This is a genomic window from Georgenia thermotolerans (genome assembly GCF_009193185.1).
GTDB lineage: Bacteria > Actinomycetota > Actinomycetes > Actinomycetales > Actinomycetaceae > Georgenia > Georgenia thermotolerans.
Map to the genome: position 1 here is coordinate 60399 of NZ_VUKF01000018.1, position 16295 is coordinate 76693.

Annotated in this window: 19 protein-coding genes; 8 read left to right on the forward strand and 11 right to left on the reverse strand. The window is 73.0% G+C overall.

Features of this window, described 5'->3' with window-relative positions; all coding sequences use genetic code 11:
• The first annotated feature begins 5 nt into the window (after positions 1–5).
• On the forward strand, positions 6–140 hold the full coding sequence (locus GD970_RS22490) for a hypothetical protein (protein ID WP_264372238.1): 135 nt from the start codon (positions 6–8) through the stop codon (positions 138–140).
• Between the two features lie 19 nt (positions 141–159).
• On the opposite strand, the gene GD970_RS10270 is transcribed toward GD970_RS22490, so the two are convergent.
• The gene (locus tag GD970_RS10270) at positions 160–1101 is read right to left on the reverse strand and encodes an NADP-dependent oxidoreductase (protein ID WP_152202793.1); all 942 of its coding nucleotides are present in this window, start codon (positions 1099–1101) and stop codon (positions 160–162) included.
• A gap of 133 nt (positions 1102–1234) precedes the next feature.
• On the opposite strand from GD970_RS10270, the gene GD970_RS22495 reads away from it, so the two are divergent.
• Positions 1235–1369 (forward strand): hypothetical protein, encoded by a 135-nt coding sequence (locus tag GD970_RS22495; RefSeq protein WP_264372239.1) that lies wholly within the window; start codon positions 1235–1237, stop codon positions 1367–1369.
• Positions 1370–1425: 56 nt separating this feature from the next.
• Here GD970_RS22495 and GD970_RS10275 read toward each other — a convergent pair whose 3' ends face one another.
• Positions 1426–2619, reverse strand: coding sequence for a phospholipase D-like domain-containing protein (locus tag GD970_RS10275; protein WP_211489790.1), 1194 nt, complete (start codon positions 2617–2619; stop codon positions 1426–1428).
• Positions 2620–2821: 202 nt separating this feature from the next.
• Between GD970_RS10275 and GD970_RS10280 the strand changes: the two genes are divergently transcribed.
• The gene (locus GD970_RS10280; protein WP_152202794.1) at positions 2822–3202 is read left to right on the forward strand and encodes a hypothetical protein; all 381 of its coding nucleotides are present in this window, start codon (positions 2822–2824) and stop codon (positions 3200–3202) included.
• 135 nt (positions 3203–3337) lie between these two features.
• Positions 3338–5269: an LTA synthase family protein gene (locus GD970_RS10285; RefSeq protein ID WP_152202795.1), complete on the forward strand. Its 1932-nt coding sequence runs from the start codon at positions 3338–3340 to the stop codon at positions 5267–5269.
• Between the two features lie 116 nt (positions 5270–5385).
• Here GD970_RS10285 and GD970_RS10290 read toward each other — a convergent pair whose 3' ends face one another.
• Positions 5386–6849 carry an NCS2 family permease gene (locus tag GD970_RS10290; protein WP_211489791.1) on the reverse strand — a complete coding sequence of 488 codons (1464 nt, stop codon included), beginning with the start codon at positions 6847–6849 and terminating at the stop codon, positions 5386–5388.
• A gap of 141 nt (positions 6850–6990) precedes the next feature.
• Here GD970_RS10290 and GD970_RS10295 point away from each other — a divergent pair, with 141 nt between their 5' ends.
• Both GD970_RS10295 and GD970_RS10300 read left to right on the forward strand, forming a co-directional pair.
• On the forward strand, positions 6991–7248 hold the full coding sequence (locus GD970_RS10295; RefSeq protein ID WP_170297246.1) for a DUF2530 domain-containing protein: 258 nt from the start codon (positions 6991–6993) through the stop codon (positions 7246–7248).
• Positions 7249–7304: 56 nt separating this feature from the next.
• Entirely contained in the window at positions 7305–7886 is a 582-nt protein-coding gene (locus GD970_RS10300; RefSeq protein ID WP_152202815.1) for an arsenate reductase/protein-tyrosine-phosphatase family protein, read from the forward strand.
• Between the two features lie 19 nt (positions 7887–7905).
• Here GD970_RS10300 and GD970_RS10305 read toward each other — a convergent pair whose 3' ends face one another.
• Positions 7906–8343, reverse strand: a complete 438-nt coding sequence (locus GD970_RS10305) for a hypothetical protein (RefSeq protein ID WP_152202798.1) — start codon at positions 8341–8343, stop codon at positions 7906–7908.
• Positions 8344–8539: 196 nt separating this feature from the next.
• Here GD970_RS10305 and GD970_RS10310 point away from each other — a divergent pair, with 196 nt between their 5' ends.
• A complete protein-coding gene (locus tag GD970_RS10310) occupies positions 8540–10057 on the forward strand; it encodes a S8 family peptidase (protein WP_226925269.1) in 1518 nt (505 codons plus the stop codon).
• 74 nt (positions 10058–10131) lie between these two features.
• On the opposite strand, the gene GD970_RS10315 is transcribed toward GD970_RS10310, so the two are convergent.
• From GD970_RS10315 to GD970_RS10340, 7 genes are all read right to left on the reverse strand, one after another.
• Positions 10132–10503, reverse strand: a complete 372-nt coding sequence (locus GD970_RS10315) for a nuclear transport factor 2 family protein (RefSeq protein ID WP_152202799.1) — start codon at positions 10501–10503, stop codon at positions 10132–10134.
• Positions 10504–10602: 99 nt separating this feature from the next.
• Positions 10603–10794: a hypothetical protein gene (locus tag GD970_RS10320; RefSeq protein ID WP_152202800.1), complete on the reverse strand. Its 192-nt coding sequence runs from the start codon at positions 10792–10794 to the stop codon at positions 10603–10605.
• On the reverse strand, positions 10791–10949 hold the full coding sequence (locus GD970_RS21620) for a hypothetical protein (RefSeq protein WP_155524115.1): 159 nt from the start codon (positions 10947–10949) through the stop codon (positions 10791–10793). The genes GD970_RS10320 and GD970_RS21620 overlap by 4 nt, the downstream gene beginning before the upstream one ends.
• Entirely contained in the window at positions 10936–11979 is a 1044-nt protein-coding gene (locus GD970_RS10325; protein ID WP_152202801.1) for a glycosyltransferase family 2 protein, read from the reverse strand. The genes GD970_RS21620 and GD970_RS10325 overlap by 14 nt, the downstream gene beginning before the upstream one ends.
• A gap of 343 nt (positions 11980–12322) precedes the next feature.
• Positions 12323–12592 carry a hypothetical protein gene (locus GD970_RS10330; protein ID WP_152202802.1) on the reverse strand — a complete coding sequence of 90 codons (270 nt, stop codon included), beginning with the start codon at positions 12590–12592 and terminating at the stop codon, positions 12323–12325.
• Positions 12593–12594: 2 nt separating this feature from the next.
• A complete protein-coding gene (locus GD970_RS10335; RefSeq protein WP_152202803.1) occupies positions 12595–13788 on the reverse strand; it encodes a polysaccharide biosynthesis protein in 1194 nt (397 codons plus the stop codon).
• A gap of 55 nt (positions 13789–13843) precedes the next feature.
• Positions 13844–14692, reverse strand: a complete 849-nt coding sequence (locus tag GD970_RS10340) for a glycosyltransferase family 2 protein (protein WP_152202804.1) — start codon at positions 14690–14692, stop codon at positions 13844–13846.
• A gap of 190 nt (positions 14693–14882) precedes the next feature.
• On the opposite strand from GD970_RS10340, the gene GD970_RS10345 reads away from it, so the two are divergent.
• A complete protein-coding gene (locus GD970_RS10345; RefSeq protein WP_152202805.1) occupies positions 14883–16286 on the forward strand; it encodes an O-antigen ligase family protein in 1404 nt (467 codons plus the stop codon).
• Positions 16287–16295 lie beyond the last annotated feature (9 nt).

Sequence of the window (16295 nt, forward strand, 5' to 3'; positions counted from 1 at the left end):
CGGCGGTGATCACCTCGCGGCTGGCCAGCCAGAAGGTCATGGCCCGTACGGCCGCTCGCCTCGCCGCCGGCGAGGAGGACTGGTTCACCGACGGCTGGACGCCACGCTCGCGGGTGTTCGGCGTCCTCCTGCCGGGGTGAGGACGGGGAGCCGCGGACGTCAGAACGTCAGCACCAGCCGCCCCCGGGTCCCGCCCGCCTCGAGCACCCGGTGCGCCTCGGGCGCCTGCTCGGCGGGGAAGGTCCGGGCGACTCGCGGGGTGAGCCGCCCCTCCTCGACGTCGCGGCGCAGCTCGTCGAGCCAGTCCGTGCGGCCGGCCACCTGCGCGACCATCACGCGGTGGAGGCGGATGCCGCGTCCTGGCTCGCCGTCCCAGCCCCGCACGACGGCCAGCGTGCCGCCGTCGGCGATCGCGGGCACCACCTCGGTGAGCTGGACGGAGGCGTCGACCAGGCCGGGCACCCCCTCGGGCACGACCTGCCGCAACCGCGCCACGACGTCCGGGCCGCGGCGCACCACGGCGTCGGCGCCGAGGGAGCGGACGAGCTCCTCGTCGCGCTCGCTGGCGTCGGCGACGACCCGCAGCCCGCGGGCCTTGGCCAGCTGGACGGCGTACCCGCCCAGCGCGCCGGCCGCGCCGGTGATGGCGACGGTCTGCCCGGTCCGCAGCCCGAGCCCGTCGAGGGCGAGCAGCGCGGTGAGCCCGTTCATCGGCACCGTCGCGGCACGGACGAGGTCGGTGCCGACGGGCACGCGGGCCACCTGGGCGGCCGGGACCACCACCTGCTCGGCGTAGGCGCCGCCGTGCGGGCTGACGGGCAGCGCGATGGCCATCACCTGCTCGCCCGGGCACCACGGGGCGCCGTCGCCGACCTCGTCGATCTCGCCGGCGAGCTCCATGCCGGGGATGTAGGGCGGGCGCAACCCGGCCTGCTCGAGCGCCTGCGCCCGCAGGCCGGCGCGCAGCCCGGTGTCGGTGGGGTTGACCGTGGCTGCGCGCACGCGCACCCGCACCTCGCCGGGTCCTGCGTGAGGCTCGGGGAGGTTCACGACCTCGAGCTGGTCGGGACCGCCGAACTGGGTGACTCCGATGGCGCGCACGTCCGCGTCAACGCCTCTGTCCGGCAGCCATTCCCGTCCGGGCGGCGCCGCCCGACCCCGGCCGCGAGCGCGCCGCACGCCGCCGCGTCTCCTACCGTGGCACGGACACCTGACGCGAGACGAGGAGGAGACGATGGGCTTCGTCAAGAAGGCGCTCAAGGGCGCGGTGGTCGCCAAGGGCATCCAGGTCCTCAGCCGCGAGGCGGCCAAGCCGGAGAACCAGCGGAAGGCCCGCGAGCTGCTCGCCAAGGCCACCAAGCGGCGCTGAAGCGCATGGCCGACGGCGCCCGCACCAGTCCCGGGCGGGCGCCGTCGCCGGCGCGATCAGCCCCGGGCCGCGGCGGCCCACATGGTCTCGAAGTTCTCCTCGTACTGCTCGTAGATCGCCTTGTCGCGCAGCTCGAGCATCGCCTCGTCGTTGCGGTGCAGGGACGTGGTGTTGAAGTTCGGGCTGCCGGTCAGGATGATCTGGCCACCGGAGCGGGTGCCGGTGGCGCCGTCGACGATGAGGTACTTGGAGTGGATGCGCCCGGGCAGCGTGCCGCTGTTGAGCGCGCGCAGGTCGATGCCGGCCGCGGCGAAGGTGTCGGCGACCTCCTGGACCATCGGGCCGTGCACCACCCGCACCGCGCAGCCGTCCTCCGCCATCTCCACGAGGCGGTCGGCGATGCCGAGCCGGGTGGCGTCCCACTCGGACATGCCCACCCGGACCTCGGTGGCGCCGTCGCGCTTGCAGCCCAGCTCGTTCAGCCGCTCGAGCACGGGGTCGGCGTCGGCGCTGGGGAAGAAGTGCGCGGTCACCGGGCCGCCCGGGCCGGCGGTGGTGACCTGGCGGTAGTAGTCGGGGTCCTGTACCTCGGCGGCGAGGTCCTCGAAGTAGGCGTTGTACGCGTCGTAGAGCCGGTGGTTGCCGGGCAGGACGACCGCGTTGTTCCAGTAGGTGCGCGAGTTGACGTCGGTGAAGTTGGCCGAGGACTGGACGACGACGTTCTTCGCTCCCCCGGTCTCGGAGAACAGGTAGAACTTGTTGTGCTGGCCCTTGGTGCCGATGCACGAGGAGGTGTTGCCCTCCGGCGAGACGTTGCCGCACACGTGCACCCAGGAGCCGGCGGACGTGTCCTGGCCGAGCGCCTCGATGAGGGCCACCGACGCGGGGTTGTCCACCTGCCAGCCGTCCAGGACCACCTGGACGTCGACGCCGCGATCCCGGGCCGCCAGCAGCACGTCCGCGAAGTCCATCCCTGCCGCGCCGGAGATGACGAAGTGGGCGAGGCGGATCTGGGAGCCCTGGGGCGCCTGCTTGACGAGGCTGCAGATCTGCTCGACGACCCCGGTAGCCCGACCCGCCGCGGGGTTGTTGAACGCGGCGCCCGGGGTGACGGGCGTGAGGGGGGCGTCGGCGCAGGCGGTGGCGGGGTTGGCGGCGGCCGCGGTGGCGGGCGTGGTGGCGGCGACCACCGGCAGCGCCACCAGTGCCGCGGCGGCCAGTCCGGCGAGGCGAGGCATCAAACGGGACACAAACGTTCCTTCCGACGGTGCGGTGATGACCCGGGCACGTTACGGAGACTCGATGGCGGAAATATGGCCATGACGTGACCGGGCGGTGACGGCGGGCAGCGCGCCTCTCACGTGCGCGAATGGCCGACAGTTGTCGCTCGAAACGCTCCTGGCGGGCCTCGGCGCGGACTACCTTGAGCGCGACAGCGGCGAGGGAGGAGCCATGGCGGTCTCGGAGCGGTGGAAGGCCCTGATCGGGCCGTTCTACACCTCGGTCGACCTCGAATGGTGGCTGGGCCTGAGCGAGCAGCGCATCCGCCGCCGGGTCCGCGCCGGGGAGCTCCTCGCCGTGCGCGACAGGTCCGGCGAGGCGCACTTCCCCGTGTGGCAGTTCCATCCCGACGGGCGGGTGATCGAGGGCCTGTCCGACGTCTGGCGGGCCCTCGGCGAGCGCTCCGCCGTCGAGAAGGCGCGGTGGATGCGCCGATCGCGGCCCGACCTCGGTGGCCGCTGCCCCGTCGAGGCGCTCGCGCACGCCCACCCCGCGGACGTGCGGACGATCGTCGCGATGGCTGCGGCGGACGAGGTCACCTGGGCGCAGTGACAGCGCCGGCGCTGGGCCCGTACCGGCGGGCCAGACCTCTCTGCCGACGCTACGCTGACCGCCTCACGCCGCCGCACCCCGGTGCCACGAGGCAGCCGCCTCCCTTTCCCTGCCTGCTCCCGCCCTAGGGACCCGATGGCGACCTCCCGGCCGATCACCGCCACCAGCTCCCGCCCGTCACAACCGCCACCGCGACGGACGGCGCGCCGGCTCGTGCGGTCGGCGCTGCTGACCGCCCTGACCGCCGGCGTCGCGCTCGCCGTCGCCTACGGGCTGGAGCGCGCCCACGCCGGCACCCACCCGGTCGTGGCCACCCTCACCCTGCTGCAGACCGAGCGCCCGGGACTGCTGCTGCTCGGCGGGCTGCTGGTGTGGGCCGTCCTCGGCCTGCTCTTCGCCCTCAGCGGCCGGCTCTGGATCGCGCTCGGCGGGACCCTCGCGCTGGCGACGGTGCTCGCCGTCGCCGACGTCTGGAAGATGCGGCTGCGGCTCGAGCCGGTCTTCCCGGCCGACGTCGAGTACCTCACCCATCCCCGGCTGCTCGTCGACGCCGCCGGGGCGCGCGGGGTGCTCGCCCTGGCGGCACTGGTCGTCGCACTGCTGGCCGCCGCGTACGGGCTCGCGCGCCTGGCGCGGCGGGGGCGCCTGCCGGCAGCGCGTCCGCGCCGAGGACGCTTGGCGGCCCAGGCGGTCTGCGGCGTGCTGTCCGGGGCGCTGCTGGTCGGCGCCGGGCTGTTCAACCGGCCGGGCGCGCCGCTCCGGCCCGTCTACGAGCGTGCCGGGGCCGAGTGGGCGTCGTGGGACCAGGTGGACAACTACGCCACCAACGGGTTCCTCGCCGGGCTGCTGTACAACATGCCGGGCCCGGTCATGCCCCGCCCGCCCGGCTACGACGAATCCACCATGCGCCAGATCGCCGCGGAGTACCGCGAGGCGGCCCTGACGATCAACGCCACCCGAGACCCGGCGGCGCTGGCCGACACGAACATCGTCATCGTCCTGGGCGAGACCGTCTCCGACCCGCTGCGCATGCTCGGCGTGCACCTGGAGGAGGACCCGCTGCCGTTCACGCGTCGGCTCATGTCCGCCACCACCTCGGGCACCATCCTCACGCCCGCCTTCGGCGGCGGGACCGCCAACGTCGAGTTCGAGGTGCTCACCGGGATGGCGCTGCGCAACTTCGAGCCGCAGATGCGCACGCCGTTCCAGACCCTCATTCCCCACGAGGACACGTTCCCGTCCTTCGTCACCAGCCTCGCCGAGGGGCGGGACACCCTGGCGATCCACCCCTTCGTCGCCAGCTTCTACCGCCGCGACGTCGTCTACCCGGCCCTCGGGTTCGACCGCCGAGTCTTCGAAGGCGACATGGTCCACCGGGACCATGTGGAGCGGAACCCGTACGTCTCCGACGCCGCCACGTACAAGGAGGTGGTCGACGAGCTGCGCGCCTCGGACCGGCCGCTGCTGATGAACGTGGTGACGATGCAGAACCACCTGCCGTTCTGGGGCCTGTACGACGACCCCATCGACGTCACCGGGCCGTTCGACCCCGCCGAGGCCGGGGACCTCGGTCAGTACCTGCGCGGGCTGCGCTACAGCGACGACGCCCTCGCCCAGCTCGTCGGCGACCTGGACCGGCTGGACGAGCGCACCATCGTGCTGTTCTACGGCGACCACCTGCCCGGCGCCTGGCCGCCCGCGGCGCTGGCCATGAACCCGCCCGTGGTGCAGCACGAGACGCCCTACCTGGTCTACGCGAACTTCCCCACCGCCCCGCTGCCGGCCACGCCTCCGCTGAGCCCGACGTTCCTCGTCAACCGCATGCTCGACACCGCCAACGCGCCGCTGACGCCCTACAACGCCCTGCTCGAGCGGCTGGCCCAGCAGGTCCCGGCGTACGAGGTCCTCGCAGTGCTCAACGACCGCGGCGAGCAGGTGACCGAGGCCGACCTGTCGCCGCAGGCCCGGCACCTGCTCGACCAGTACCGGCTCGTCCAGTACGACCTGGCCGTCGGGAAGCGCTACAGCGCGGCGGAGATGCTGACGGTGCCCGACGCCGGATCCTGAGACCTCGGCCGGCGACCGCCGACGCGCCGATCAGCCGGAAACGGGTCGCGCACCCGCGCACAAACACCCGGGCCCCATCCGCGACGCGGATGGGGCCCGAGCCCTGACAGAGCCCGTCAGATCCCGAGCGCGTGCTGGATCGGCCCGAGGGCGAAGTAGATGACGAACAGCGCGGAGACGACCCACATGAGCCAGTGCACCCGGCGCACGCCGCCCTTGGTCACGGCGCAGAGCACCACGTAGGCGATGAAGCCCGCGCCGATGCCGGCGGTGATGGAGAAGGCGAACGGCATCATCACCATGGTGAGGAAGGCCGGGATGGCGATGGCGGTGTCACGCCACGGGATCTCCACGACCTGGGTCATCATGAGGAACCCGACGATGACGAGGGCGGGGCTGGCCGCCTCGAAGGGCACGAACGCCACGAGCGGCGAGAAGAACATCGCCACGAGGAACGCCAGCCCGGTGACGACGGCCGAGAGACCGGTGCGGGCACCCGCGCCGACGCCGGTCGCCGACTCGATGTAGCTGGTGTTGGACGAGACGCCGGCGGCGCCACCCGCAGCGGCGGCGAGGGAGTCGACGACGAGGATGTTGCGGGTGTTCGGCGGGTTGCCTTCGGCGTCGAGCAGGTTCCCCTCCGCGCCGATGGCGACCATCGTGCCCATCGTGTCGAAGAAGTCGGCGAGCATGATGGAGAAGATCAGCAGGATCGCCGCGAGCGGGCCCAGCTTCTCGAACGCCCCGAAGAGGGAGAACTGGCCGAGCGTGCTGAAGTCCGGGAGCTGGACGGGCGAGCCGCTCAGCGTCGGGGCGCTCAGCGCCCAGCCCGCCGGGTTGGCGTCACTCTTGGCGCCGATGTGCGCCACCGCCTCGATGATCGCGGCCAGCACGGCGGCCGCCACGATGCCGATCAGGATGGCGCCCCGGACCCTGCGGACCATGAGCACGGCGATGAGGAACAGCCCGAACACGAACACCACGGCCGGCCAGCCACCCAGCGAGCCGTTGATGCCCAGCTGGAGGGGCGTGCCGCCCGGACGCACGATGCCGGCGTTGACCAGGCCGACGAGGGCGATGAACAGGCCGATGCCGACCGAGATGGCGACCTTGAGAGTGTGCGGCACGGCCTTGAACACCGCGGCCCGCAGCCCGGTGAGGACCAGGACGAGGATGACGAGACCCTCGAGGACCACCAGACCCATGCCGTCGGCCCAGGTCATGCCGGGCAGCTGGACGATGGTGAACGCGATCAGGGCGTTGATGCCCATGCCGGCGGCCAGCGCGAGGGGGTAGTTGGCTGCCACGCCCATGAGGATCGTCATGATGCCGGCCACGAGGGCCGTGGCGGCGGCGATGGCGGGGACGTTGGGCGACGTGCCGCCGCCGAGGTAGGCGCCGGTGGAGTCGGGGCCGGAGAGGATCCCGGCGTTGACCACGAGGACGTAGGCCATCGCGAAGAACGTGGCCAGACCGCCGCGGATCTCCGACCCGACGGTGGAGCCGCGCTCGGTGAGGCGGAAGAAGCGGTCCAGACGACCGAGGGACGTGGGGGGCGCGCTCGGCGCGGTGGTGCTCACGTTGCCGAATCGTCCCACTGCGCGGGATGGTTGGCCCTTTCGGCCCACATGGTGGGAAAGCTGTCTCACCTGACGGTCAAGGGGGGGCGATCCGGCCTCGTGCAGCGCACGCGCCGTCGCCGCCCGGCCTACGATCGAGCCGTGCCCCAGCCCCGCTTCTTCGAGCGTCGCCCCAACCCGCCACCGGCCAAGGTCAACGCCGTCACACTGACGGTCACCGGGACGATCGTCTGGGCCGTGGCGACGGCGGTGGTCGCCGTCCTCATCGTCACCGGAGCCGTCGACGCAGCGCTGCTCGACGTCTGCTTCGCGGGCCTGGCGATGGGCGTCCTCGCCATCGGGTGGGGCTTCGTCCACGAGCGCCGCGCCCGGGGGCCCCGGAGCGAGTCAGCAAAGTGATCCAGCCGGGCAGGGGATCGAACGTGCAGAGAGCCTCCGAGCAGCCCGGGGCTGAGATGGCACATCCCCGCGGCTTCACGATCCTTGCCGTGTGCACCGGGAACGTCTGCCGCTCCCCCGCCGTCGAGCGCCTCCTACGCCCCGTGCTTGGCAACAGCGAGGGGGTGACCGTGCACAGCGCCGGGCTTGGCGCGCTGGTGGACGCGCCGATAGACGAGCCGATGGCTGACCTGCTGCGGGCTCAGGGGGCGGATGTCGGGGGCTTCGCGGCCCGACAGATCACCGAGCCGATGGTGCGTGAGGCCGACCTCATACTGCCGCTGACCCGTGAGCACCGCGCCAGCGTCGTCGCGCTTCACCCTGCCGCCGTGCGGCGCACCTTCACGCTTCGTGAGCTGGCCCGGCTTGCAGACCAGGTGGACCGCGACGAGCTGGCCGCCGCATCCTGGCCGGGCACCTCTCCCGCTGACCGCCTTGCGGCTCTCGTGCCGCTTGCTGCCGCCCGCCGGGCCCACGTTCCCGCCGAGCTGGACGACGTCGTCGACCCGTTCCGCCGTACGCCCCAGGTCTACAAGGAGTCGCTGGCGCAGATCGTCCCGGCGGTGCAGACGATCGCCCAGATCGCCCTGAATCTGTGACATCTGAACCGCGCCGCCGTCACAAGCCGCACTTCACTGCCACATAGCTCCCAGCCGCGCCATCCGGTGCGACTCGGTTCTTGCGGGCAGCTCGACCGGCGCCAGCGGACCCGTTAGTCCAGCCAGACGACGCCGTCGCCGGTGTAGCGCTCGCCGTCGTCGCCCACCAGGTTCGCCCGCAGTCCCGCGGCCAGGGGCAGCAGCTCACGCGCGGCGTCCTCGTCAGCCAGCCCTTGACCGCGACGGCACCCTCGCCCCAGGTCAGCGAGACGGGGTAGCCGGCGGCGCACCGGTACTCGTAGACCGGGACCTCGGTGCCGTCCGCCCACCCGATCCGCCCGTTCACCCGCAGGTCGGGCCGGGCCCCGGCGTACGCGAGCCACTCCCCCAGGTCGATCGGCTGCTCGGCGCTCTCCCAGGGCAGCTCGGCCCGGGTGAGGTGGACCTCGTAGCTCATGCCGCCTCCCTCGGTTTGTGGACGGGCGTCAGCGTAATGCCGACAGCGTCTCTCGGGAGGGGTTTGCCCCATGGTCCCGGGAGCGCGACCGAGGGCTGTATGAGAAGAGACATTTTCGAAACGTGAGCGCCGCTACACTCCCCGATCACCGGACAGCGTTGTCCGGTGCAGACATCGAACTAGGGGGAGTCTTCTTTTGTCTCGTCACCTCTCGCGCCGCCGTCGTCTCGGCGCCGGCGCCACCGCCGCGGTGCTCCTGGGCGCCGCGTTCCTGGCCGGGCCGGCCAGCGCTGCACCGACGGCGGAGCCGCCGTCCACGCCCGTCCCCATCGCCACGCCCGACGGCCAGCTCATGAGCTACGTCGTCAACGCCAAGCAGGCCACCCCTGGGCAGACCCGCCTGGTGGAGCGGGCGGTCGAGGACGCCGGCGGCATCGTCGTGCAGTCCTGGCCGCAGATCGGCGTCGTCGTCGCGCACTCCACGGCCTCGACCTTCCGCCAGGACGTGCTCAAGAACAAGGCTGCCGTGCAGTCCGTCGGCGCCACCCGCACCGTCGCGGTCTCCGAGGGCACCCCGGCCACCGCCGACACCCCGCGCACCCCGGGCTCGCGCGGCGCCGCCGCCTACAAAAAGGCCAACGGGCAGCCGCACCTGAACGGCTTCGCCGCCGGCGAGGTGTTCGACGTCGCCCCGGCCGCCGACCCCCGCGAGGGCGAGCAGTGGGACATGGCGCAGATCAACGCCGACGACGCCCACGCCATCACCGACGGCGCCCGCAGCGTCCTCGTCGGCGTGCTGGACAGCGGCATCGAGTCCACCCACCCCGACCTCGCGCCGAACATCGACAAGGCCAGCTCGGTCAGCTGCGTCGACGCCGGCCGGCCCGACACCTCCACCGGCTCCTGGGAGCCGACGACGTCGGCGCACGGCACGCACGTGGCCGGCACCATCGCGGCGGCGCGCAACGGCACGGGCATCGTCGGCGTGGCGCCGAACGTGCGCATGGCGTCGGTGAAGGTCGTCAACGACGACGGGTTCATCTACCCGGAGTACGCGGTGTGCGGGTTCGTCTGGGCCGCCGAGCACGGCATGGACGTGACCAACAACAGCTACTACGTCGACCCGTTCGAGTTCTGGTGCGACGACCAGAGCGACCAGGCCGCCGCCAAGGAGGCCGTGCGCCGCGCCGTCGCCTACTCCCAGAAGAAGGGCGTGGTCTCCGTCGCCGCGGCCGGCAACAGCTCCTATGACCTGGCGAACAAGACCACCGACGCCGGGAGCCCCAACGACGCTCCGAAGCCGGTGAAGCGCGTCATCAACGGCGGCTGCCACGACATCCCCACCGAGCTGCCGGGCGTGGTGACCGTCTCGGCCACCACGCAGACCGAGGACCTGGCGTCCTTCTCCAACCGCGGCCTGGACGTCATCGACGTCGCGGCCCCGGGTTCGCGCATCCTGTCCACCTACACCGGCGGCCGGTACGCGCTGCTCAGCGGCACCTCGATGGCTGCCCCGCACGTGGCGGGCGTCGCGGCGCTGCTGGTCTCCGCCCACCCGGAGTACACCCCGGAGCAGGTGGTCACCGCGCTGCGTGAGCAGGCCCGCGACCACTCGTGCACGACGCTGACCGTCGGCGCCGCGTGCGTGGGCACGGAGCTGAACAACAGCTACTACGGCGAGGGCATCGCCGACGCCCTCAAGGCCATCAGCTGACCCGCTGACTGCCGCGCTCAGGCCGCGTCCCGTTCCCGGGGCGCGGCCTGAGCCGTTTCTCGGGCCGGGTCAGCTCACGCGGAGGCCGCCCGACGGGCGGCCTCGAAGGGCAGCCGGTCGAAGATGATCCGCATCCTGGCGATCCGGCCGTCCTCGACCGTGACGAGCTCGGCGCCGGGGGCGTCCCTCACCAGCACGGTGTGGGCGACGTAGACGACGACGGCTGTGACGTCGTCGCCGAAGGCCGCGAGCAGCTCCGCGCCGGTGAGGCTCTGGACGAACGGCCCCATGAAGCCCCGGAAGGCCTCCGCGCCGACGAGGTCCCCGCCCGGCGCGTGGCACACGATGTCCTCGGCGATGTAGGTCATCGCCCGCTCGAAGTCCTGACCGGTCCAGGCTCGGTGATAGGCCAGCGCCGCCTGCAGCGCCGCTCCGCCCTGAGTCATGTCGCCGTCCCCGCTCGCGTGCTAGGTCCAGACTAGGTCGCTAGCCCGTCGGCGGGTCCACGGGTGGTGCGCTGCTCGAGGGCCGTCACCCGCGATGAACTACGCCGGCGTGGGTGCCCGGTGCCGGCCGGCCGGTACGTAATCCTCGGCGCGACGCGGTGCGTCCACGCTCGGCTCGGCCCGGTGCCGGGCCCGCGTGCCACTGGGGGCCGCGCCCTGCGGCTGCTCCTCGGCGGCGTCGCCCTTGGATGCCCCGAACGCCGCGCGCAGCGCGGCCAGCAGGCGGGTCACCGGCTCTCTCCCAGCAGGCGGCGAGCGAGCACGCGCGCGGCGGTGAGGCCGGCGACGCCCGCGAGGACGAGGACGCCGATCGCGAGCGACTCGTAACCGACCGCGAGGCCGGTGGCCGCGAGCGCCGCGGCCGAGGACATGTCAGATCCGTACATCTCGCGCTCCTTGGGTGACGTGGTGCCAGGTGCCCTCCTGGCGCCTGGCGTGCTGGACGACGGCGGCGAGGAAGGCCGCCTGGAGGACGAGGGCGTAGGCGAGCTCGGCCAGGACGACGACGGCGGTGAGGCGGGCCTTCCACCCCTCGTCCCAGACGGTCACCACGCGCTCGAGGACGAAGACCAGCCCGACCGAGAGCCAGAACTGGTCGACCCGGAAGTTGCCGGTGAGCACCGCGATCGTGGTGAGGACCAGGTAGGTGGCCATGAGCAGGACCGAGACGGTGAGCATGACCTGCTGCCCCCAGTAGGGCGCGGTCACCCGGTTGAGGCCGCAGGCCGTGACGTTCTGCAGCGCCCCGAGGTACCACCGTCGGCGCTGGAGGAACAGCAGCGGCAGCGTCGGCATCATCTCGGTGGTGGCGCGGCACTCCACCGGGGAGGTCACCTTCCAGCCGAGCTGCTTGAGGTCGAGGGTGATGCGGGAGTCCTCGGTGATGGAGTGCGGGTCGTAGAAGTGGCCGCGGGCCTCGCGCACGGCCACCAGCGCCTCCCAGCGGATCAGCGCCGCCGTGCCGGAGAGGACGAACGTCTTGCCGGTCCGGGCGATCTGCTCGGCGTAGCGGGCCCACTCCAGGCGCTGCATGAACTGCAGGTAGCCGCGCGGGTGCTCGCCGCGGAAGACGGCGCCCACCGCCCCGACCCGCGGGTCGCGCAGGTCCTCAAGCGCCCGGGCGACGAAGGTCGGGACGAGCTCGGTGTCGGCGTCCATGACCAGGACGAAGTCGCCCGGTGCCAGGCGCAGCGTGGCCAGGGCCTGGTTGAGCGCACCGGCCTTGCGGTGGGTGTTGCCTCGGGTGACCATCGTGCGCGCCCCGGCCTTGCGGGCGACGGCGACCGTGCGGTCGGTGGAGTTGTCCGACACGACGAGCACCCGGTTGACCTTGACGGTCTGGGCGCGCAGCGAGCGGACGGTGCGGCCGACGGAGGCCTCCTCGTTGTGGGCCGGGATGACGGCGACGACGCTCACCGGGCACCGCCGGGGAGCGCCGTGCCGCCACGCCGGCCGGTGCGCGCATCCGGCCCTCCCGGGACGACCGACGGCCGGAGGGAAGGGAGCGCGTGCCGGTGGGCCATGGCGTCCCCTCCCTCCTTGGTGTGCTCCGTGCGGTCACGAGAAGCACACCGCGGCGGCGCCGCCAGCGGACGGGGCCCCGAGGGTGAAGGGCAGAGGATTTCGGAGGACTCACCCTGGGATCAGGAGCAGGGCGAGGGAGGGTGGGCCGGGCGTGTGAGTCGCCCGGTGCGGGGGTGAATTTCGGCGGCGTTCTCCGGGAACGTGTCCGGATTTCCGGCGCAGGCGCCCCAGCAGCTCAGCGCACCGGCCGCCAGCGCGCCCCCGCCCGGCACTCGAGCCGGACGGGTCCGGCCGCGGCAAGCGCGCCCACCGCGGCGGCCACCCGGAAGGCGACGTGGTCGGCGTCGCCGTCGTCGTCGGCGGTGAAGCGCACGCTGACCAGCGGCTCGCCGCGCACGAGGGCGACGTCCCGGGCCTCGACCGTGGTCAGCGCGGCGGCGGCGTCGGCGGCCGCGGGGAGCACGGCGGCGGGCTCGACGCCGGGGTGCAGGAGGCCGACACTCATCCTCACCCGGTACGACGGCACCGCTCTCCCTCCCGCGACAGCCGCCCTATCAGGGCGCCCGCGGTGACGATACGGCAGACCGTCCCGGTCAGGAGGACCACGCCGGCCTCCGTCATCCCGAGCCGCCCCAGCGTGGCGAACGCGCATGCCAGGGCGGTGGAGCCGGCAACCGCGAAGGCCGCCGCCCACATGTTGGCCCCGAAGCGGTTCAGCGCCATGAGCACCGTGCCGCTGAGAGTCAGCAGCGGGGTGAGGGCGATCGTCGCGGCGAGCGGCCACAGCTCGGAGGGGTGCATCCGGAACTCCGGGCCGTACAGCCACCCCAGGATGTCCCTGCCGAGCGCGAGCAAGGCGGCGGCAGCGAGCACGGAGGGGAGCAGAAGGCGGCCGGTGACCCGACGGCTGCGACGCACGACCTCCCGTGGCCCTTGACCGACCGCGACCACCGCGAGCGGGCCCAGAAGCACGGTCTGCGCGGCGCTCATCGCGAGGTTCGCCAGGGTGACGCCATACAGGGCGGTGGAGAACACTCCGACGGCTGCATCACCCCGCGCCAGACCGAGGGCGAGGACGGGGACATAGCCCGCGAGCGCGGTGAGGGCGTCGGCGAGACCTGCGGGCAGGCCGACCGCCAGTAGCCGCCGCACGTGCCCGCTGCGGGGGCGACCGCGGCGACGACGGGCCGGTGGACCGCGGAAGACGGCGAGGGTGAGCGCCGGGCCCAGCACCGCAGCCCACACGGCGGGGACCACCTCCCCCGACAGCCCGTACACTCCGGCGGCGGCGCCCGCCGTGGCCACGGCGCTGAAGCTCATGGCGCTGCCCAGGGCTGCGGGCGGACGGTCGCGTTGCAGCCGCGCGAAGCGCAGGTCGAGCACGGCGTCGAGCGCCTTGAACGCGACCACCGGGAGGGCGAGGGCGGGCACGGGTCCGCCCGGCAGGGCGCAGAGGCCCAGGACGATCGCCGCCGCGACGACCGACGTCGCCACTCGCCCGAGGAAGAAGGTAGCGAACGGCACGGGGGAATGCCCGGCCACCCACACCTGCCGCAGGCCCAGGGTGAGCAGCAAGAACACCGGTGTCGCCACCGCCAACGCGTAGGAGTACGCGCCGACCGCGGCGGCGCCGTCCCCCACGGCGAACATCCACACGAGCACCCATTGCGCCGCGGCCCGGGCGACCGTGCCGGCGAGCACCAGCCCGGGGCCTACGGCGGGGCGGGGCCCAGAGAGCTGCTGCGCGCCGGGCCCCCTACCCGCCACGGGCACTCGCGAGACTGTCCGGCCCCGACCGCCGGGCCGTCCGGGCGGCGACGATGGCGAGTCGGCGGGCGTGCTTGGCCAGCGAGAGGGCCCCCGCGAGGACGAGCAGGGCGGGTGAGATCGCCCGGGCGCGCGCGAGGCGCCAATACACGGCCAGCTCCCCCTTCTCCATCCGCCACAGCTGCGCGCTCAGACCTCCGGCGCCGTACAGCGCCTTGTGGTACACCGCCAGCTGGTCCGACGAGACAAGAACGAGCTCACCGGAGACGAGCAGGCGCATCCAGAGGTCCCGGTCCTCCGCATACCGCACCCGCTCGTCGAACCGGGCCCGAACAGAGCTGCGGATCATCACGGCCGGCGTGCCGAACTGGTTGCGCAGGATGAGGCGAATGGGGGTGACCCGCCGGATGACGGGTTCGACGTCGAGGCGTGCTTCGAGGCGCCCGCTGCCGGCCTGGACCGCTCCCCGATGGGCGATCAGCGAGGCCTCGGGGTGCAGCCGGAACAGGTCCAGCTGGCGCTGGAGCTTCTCGGGGTGCCAGGAGTCGTCGGCGTCGAGAAACGCGATGAAGGGCTGACCCGCGGCGTCCCAGCCGGCGTTGCGCGCCGCGCTCGGGCCACTGTTCTCCCCGAGCGCGATCAGCCGGACCGGCCCGTACCGACCGGAGGCCAGCATCCGCCGCAACCGCTGGGCGTCCTCAGCGTCGCTGCCGTCGTCGACGACGACGATCTCGGCCGGCGGCACCGACTGGGCGACCACGCTGTCCAGCGCGCGGGCGATGCTGTCCGCGGCGTTGAAGTACGGCACCACGACCGTCACCGGTGCCACCGGCTCCATCGCCCGTCTCCGTCTCTCCCCCACGCACGACCGCCTTGCGGACGCTACCGTCCGGCGTCCGCGCCGTCTGCGGTTTACGAAACAGCACCTCCCACGGCACCGCGGTGGCTAGCATCACCACGTCACGAGACACCCGCCGTCCGCCGGCGCTGCTCCGGACGCGCGTGGGGCCACGAGAAGGGGCTGGTCGATGGGCGCGGTGGCCCTGGCCATCACACTGTTCAGCACGGTCGTCGTCGCGGCCGACAGCCGGTCGCCGCTGCTGTTCCTGCTCGCGGTCGGCCTCAGCGCCGTGGCCGGGACGTGGCTCTGCCGGCTGCTGCGGATGTCGGCGTTCGAGCTCCTCATCGTCGCGTTGCCGATCTCCTTCTACCCGCCCCTCGGAGCCCAGTTCAACGCGTCGCTCGCCGACCCGCTGGTCGTCGGCGTGCTGGGCGCCTCTCTCCTGGCCCGCACCCCTGAACGCCGGGACAAGGCCGGGACACCGACGCCCGTGGGTCTGCTCCTGTGCTACGTCCTCGCCGTCCAGGTCGTCCTCGCCGCGTCGCTCGTCTGGCCGGTGCTGTTCCTGGACGGGGCGTCGTTCCCCGCCGGCGTCGTGGCCGCCGCGAAGCTGTTTCTCATGGCGTTGTACGCCGTCGTGGCGTTCGTGGGCGCCATGAACCACCTTCGCCAGGGGGACCTCCGCTTCCTGCAGCTGTGGGCCTGGACGGCGGCGGCGGTGTCGCTGGTGGGCGTCGTCGGCGCGCTCCTCTTCATGGCCGGGGTGGACGTCGGGCTGAGCTTCGACTTCCGGGCGGTAGGGACCTTCGAGGACCCGAACGCCTTCGGGGTCTACCTCCTCGTGTCCATCGGCGTCACCATGGCGGCGCGGTTCGCGACGTCCGGGCGGACGCTGTCCTGGCCGCTCGTCCCGATGGTGGCCGCGGTGCTCCTGACCGGGTCACGGGCGACGTTCGTGAGCCTTCTTGTCGCCACGGCGGTGACGGCGGCACTTGGGGGAGCCGGCCGCGCGGGCTCGCAGTTCCGGCTCGTCACGCTCACGTTCGCGGCGGCCACCGGGGCGCTGGTCGTCCTGGTCCCCGACGTGCTCGAGGCTCCGTCCCTGGAGCGCTCGCTCGAGGTCCTTCACGGCGGCGGCGTCGACGACACCCGACTGGGCCTGTGGACGATGGCGCTCGAGCTGTGGCAGCGCATGCCCGTCCTCGGCGTGGGCGTCGGCCAGTTCCGAGCCGCCTGTGCCGCGTTGCTGGGCGCGCCCACCGACTTCGTCCCGCACAGCACGTACCTGGGTCTGCTCGCCGAGGTCGGCATGGTAGGCACGCTGGTCCTGCTGAGCCTCCCGACGATCACCTTCGCGCGCCTCGCGCTGGCCCGGCTACGGGGCGACGGCGCGGCGACCTTCCTGCTCTTCTCGATGACGGCGTTCGCCGTCGAGGCGGCAAGCCTGAGCCTCGAGAACTTCCGGCCGTTCTGGGTGCTCACCGGGATCGGTCTCGCGATGACCGTGTGCGCCGGCGTCGTCTCGGAGGAACACGCGCAGTCGGAGGGATACCTCCAAAACCGCCTCGCCGTCGCGCGCCGCGTGCCATAGTGCAAACCC

Coding starts and splice junctions, on each gene's coding strand:
- GD970_RS22495 (WP_264372239.1), top strand. CDS start 1,235: ATGGGCTTCGTCAAGAAGGCGCTCAAGGGCGCGGTGGTCGCCAAGGGC.
- GD970_RS10280 (WP_152202794.1), top strand. CDS start 2,822: ATGGCGGTCTCGGAGCGGTGGAAGGCCCTGATCGGGCCGTTCTACACC.
- GD970_RS10285 (WP_152202795.1), top strand. CDS start 3,338: ATGGCGACCTCCCGGCCGATCACCGCCACCAGCTCCCGCCCGTCACAA.
- GD970_RS10300 (WP_152202815.1), top strand. CDS start 7,305: ATGGCACATCCCCGCGGCTTCACGATCCTTGCCGTGTGCACCGGGAAC.
- GD970_RS10305 (WP_152202798.1), bottom strand. CDS start 8,343: ATGAGCTACGAGGTCCACCTCACCCGGGCCGAGCTGCCCTGGGAGAGC.
- GD970_RS10315 (WP_152202799.1), bottom strand. CDS start 10,503: ATGACTCAGGGCGGAGCGGCGCTGCAGGCGGCGCTGGCCTATCACCGA.
- GD970_RS21620 (WP_155524115.1), bottom strand. CDS start 10,949: ATGTACGGATCTGACATGTCCTCGGCCGCGGCGCTCGCGGCCACCGGC.
- GD970_RS10330 (WP_152202802.1), bottom strand. CDS start 12,592: ATGAGTGTCGGCCTCCTGCACCCCGGCGTCGAGCCCGCCGCCGTGCTC.
- GD970_RS10340 (WP_152202804.1), bottom strand. CDS start 14,692: ATGGAGCCGGTGGCACCGGTGACGGTCGTGGTGCCGTACTTCAACGCC.
- GD970_RS10345 (WP_152202805.1), top strand. CDS start 14,883: ATGGGCGCGGTGGCCCTGGCCATCACACTGTTCAGCACGGTCGTCGTC.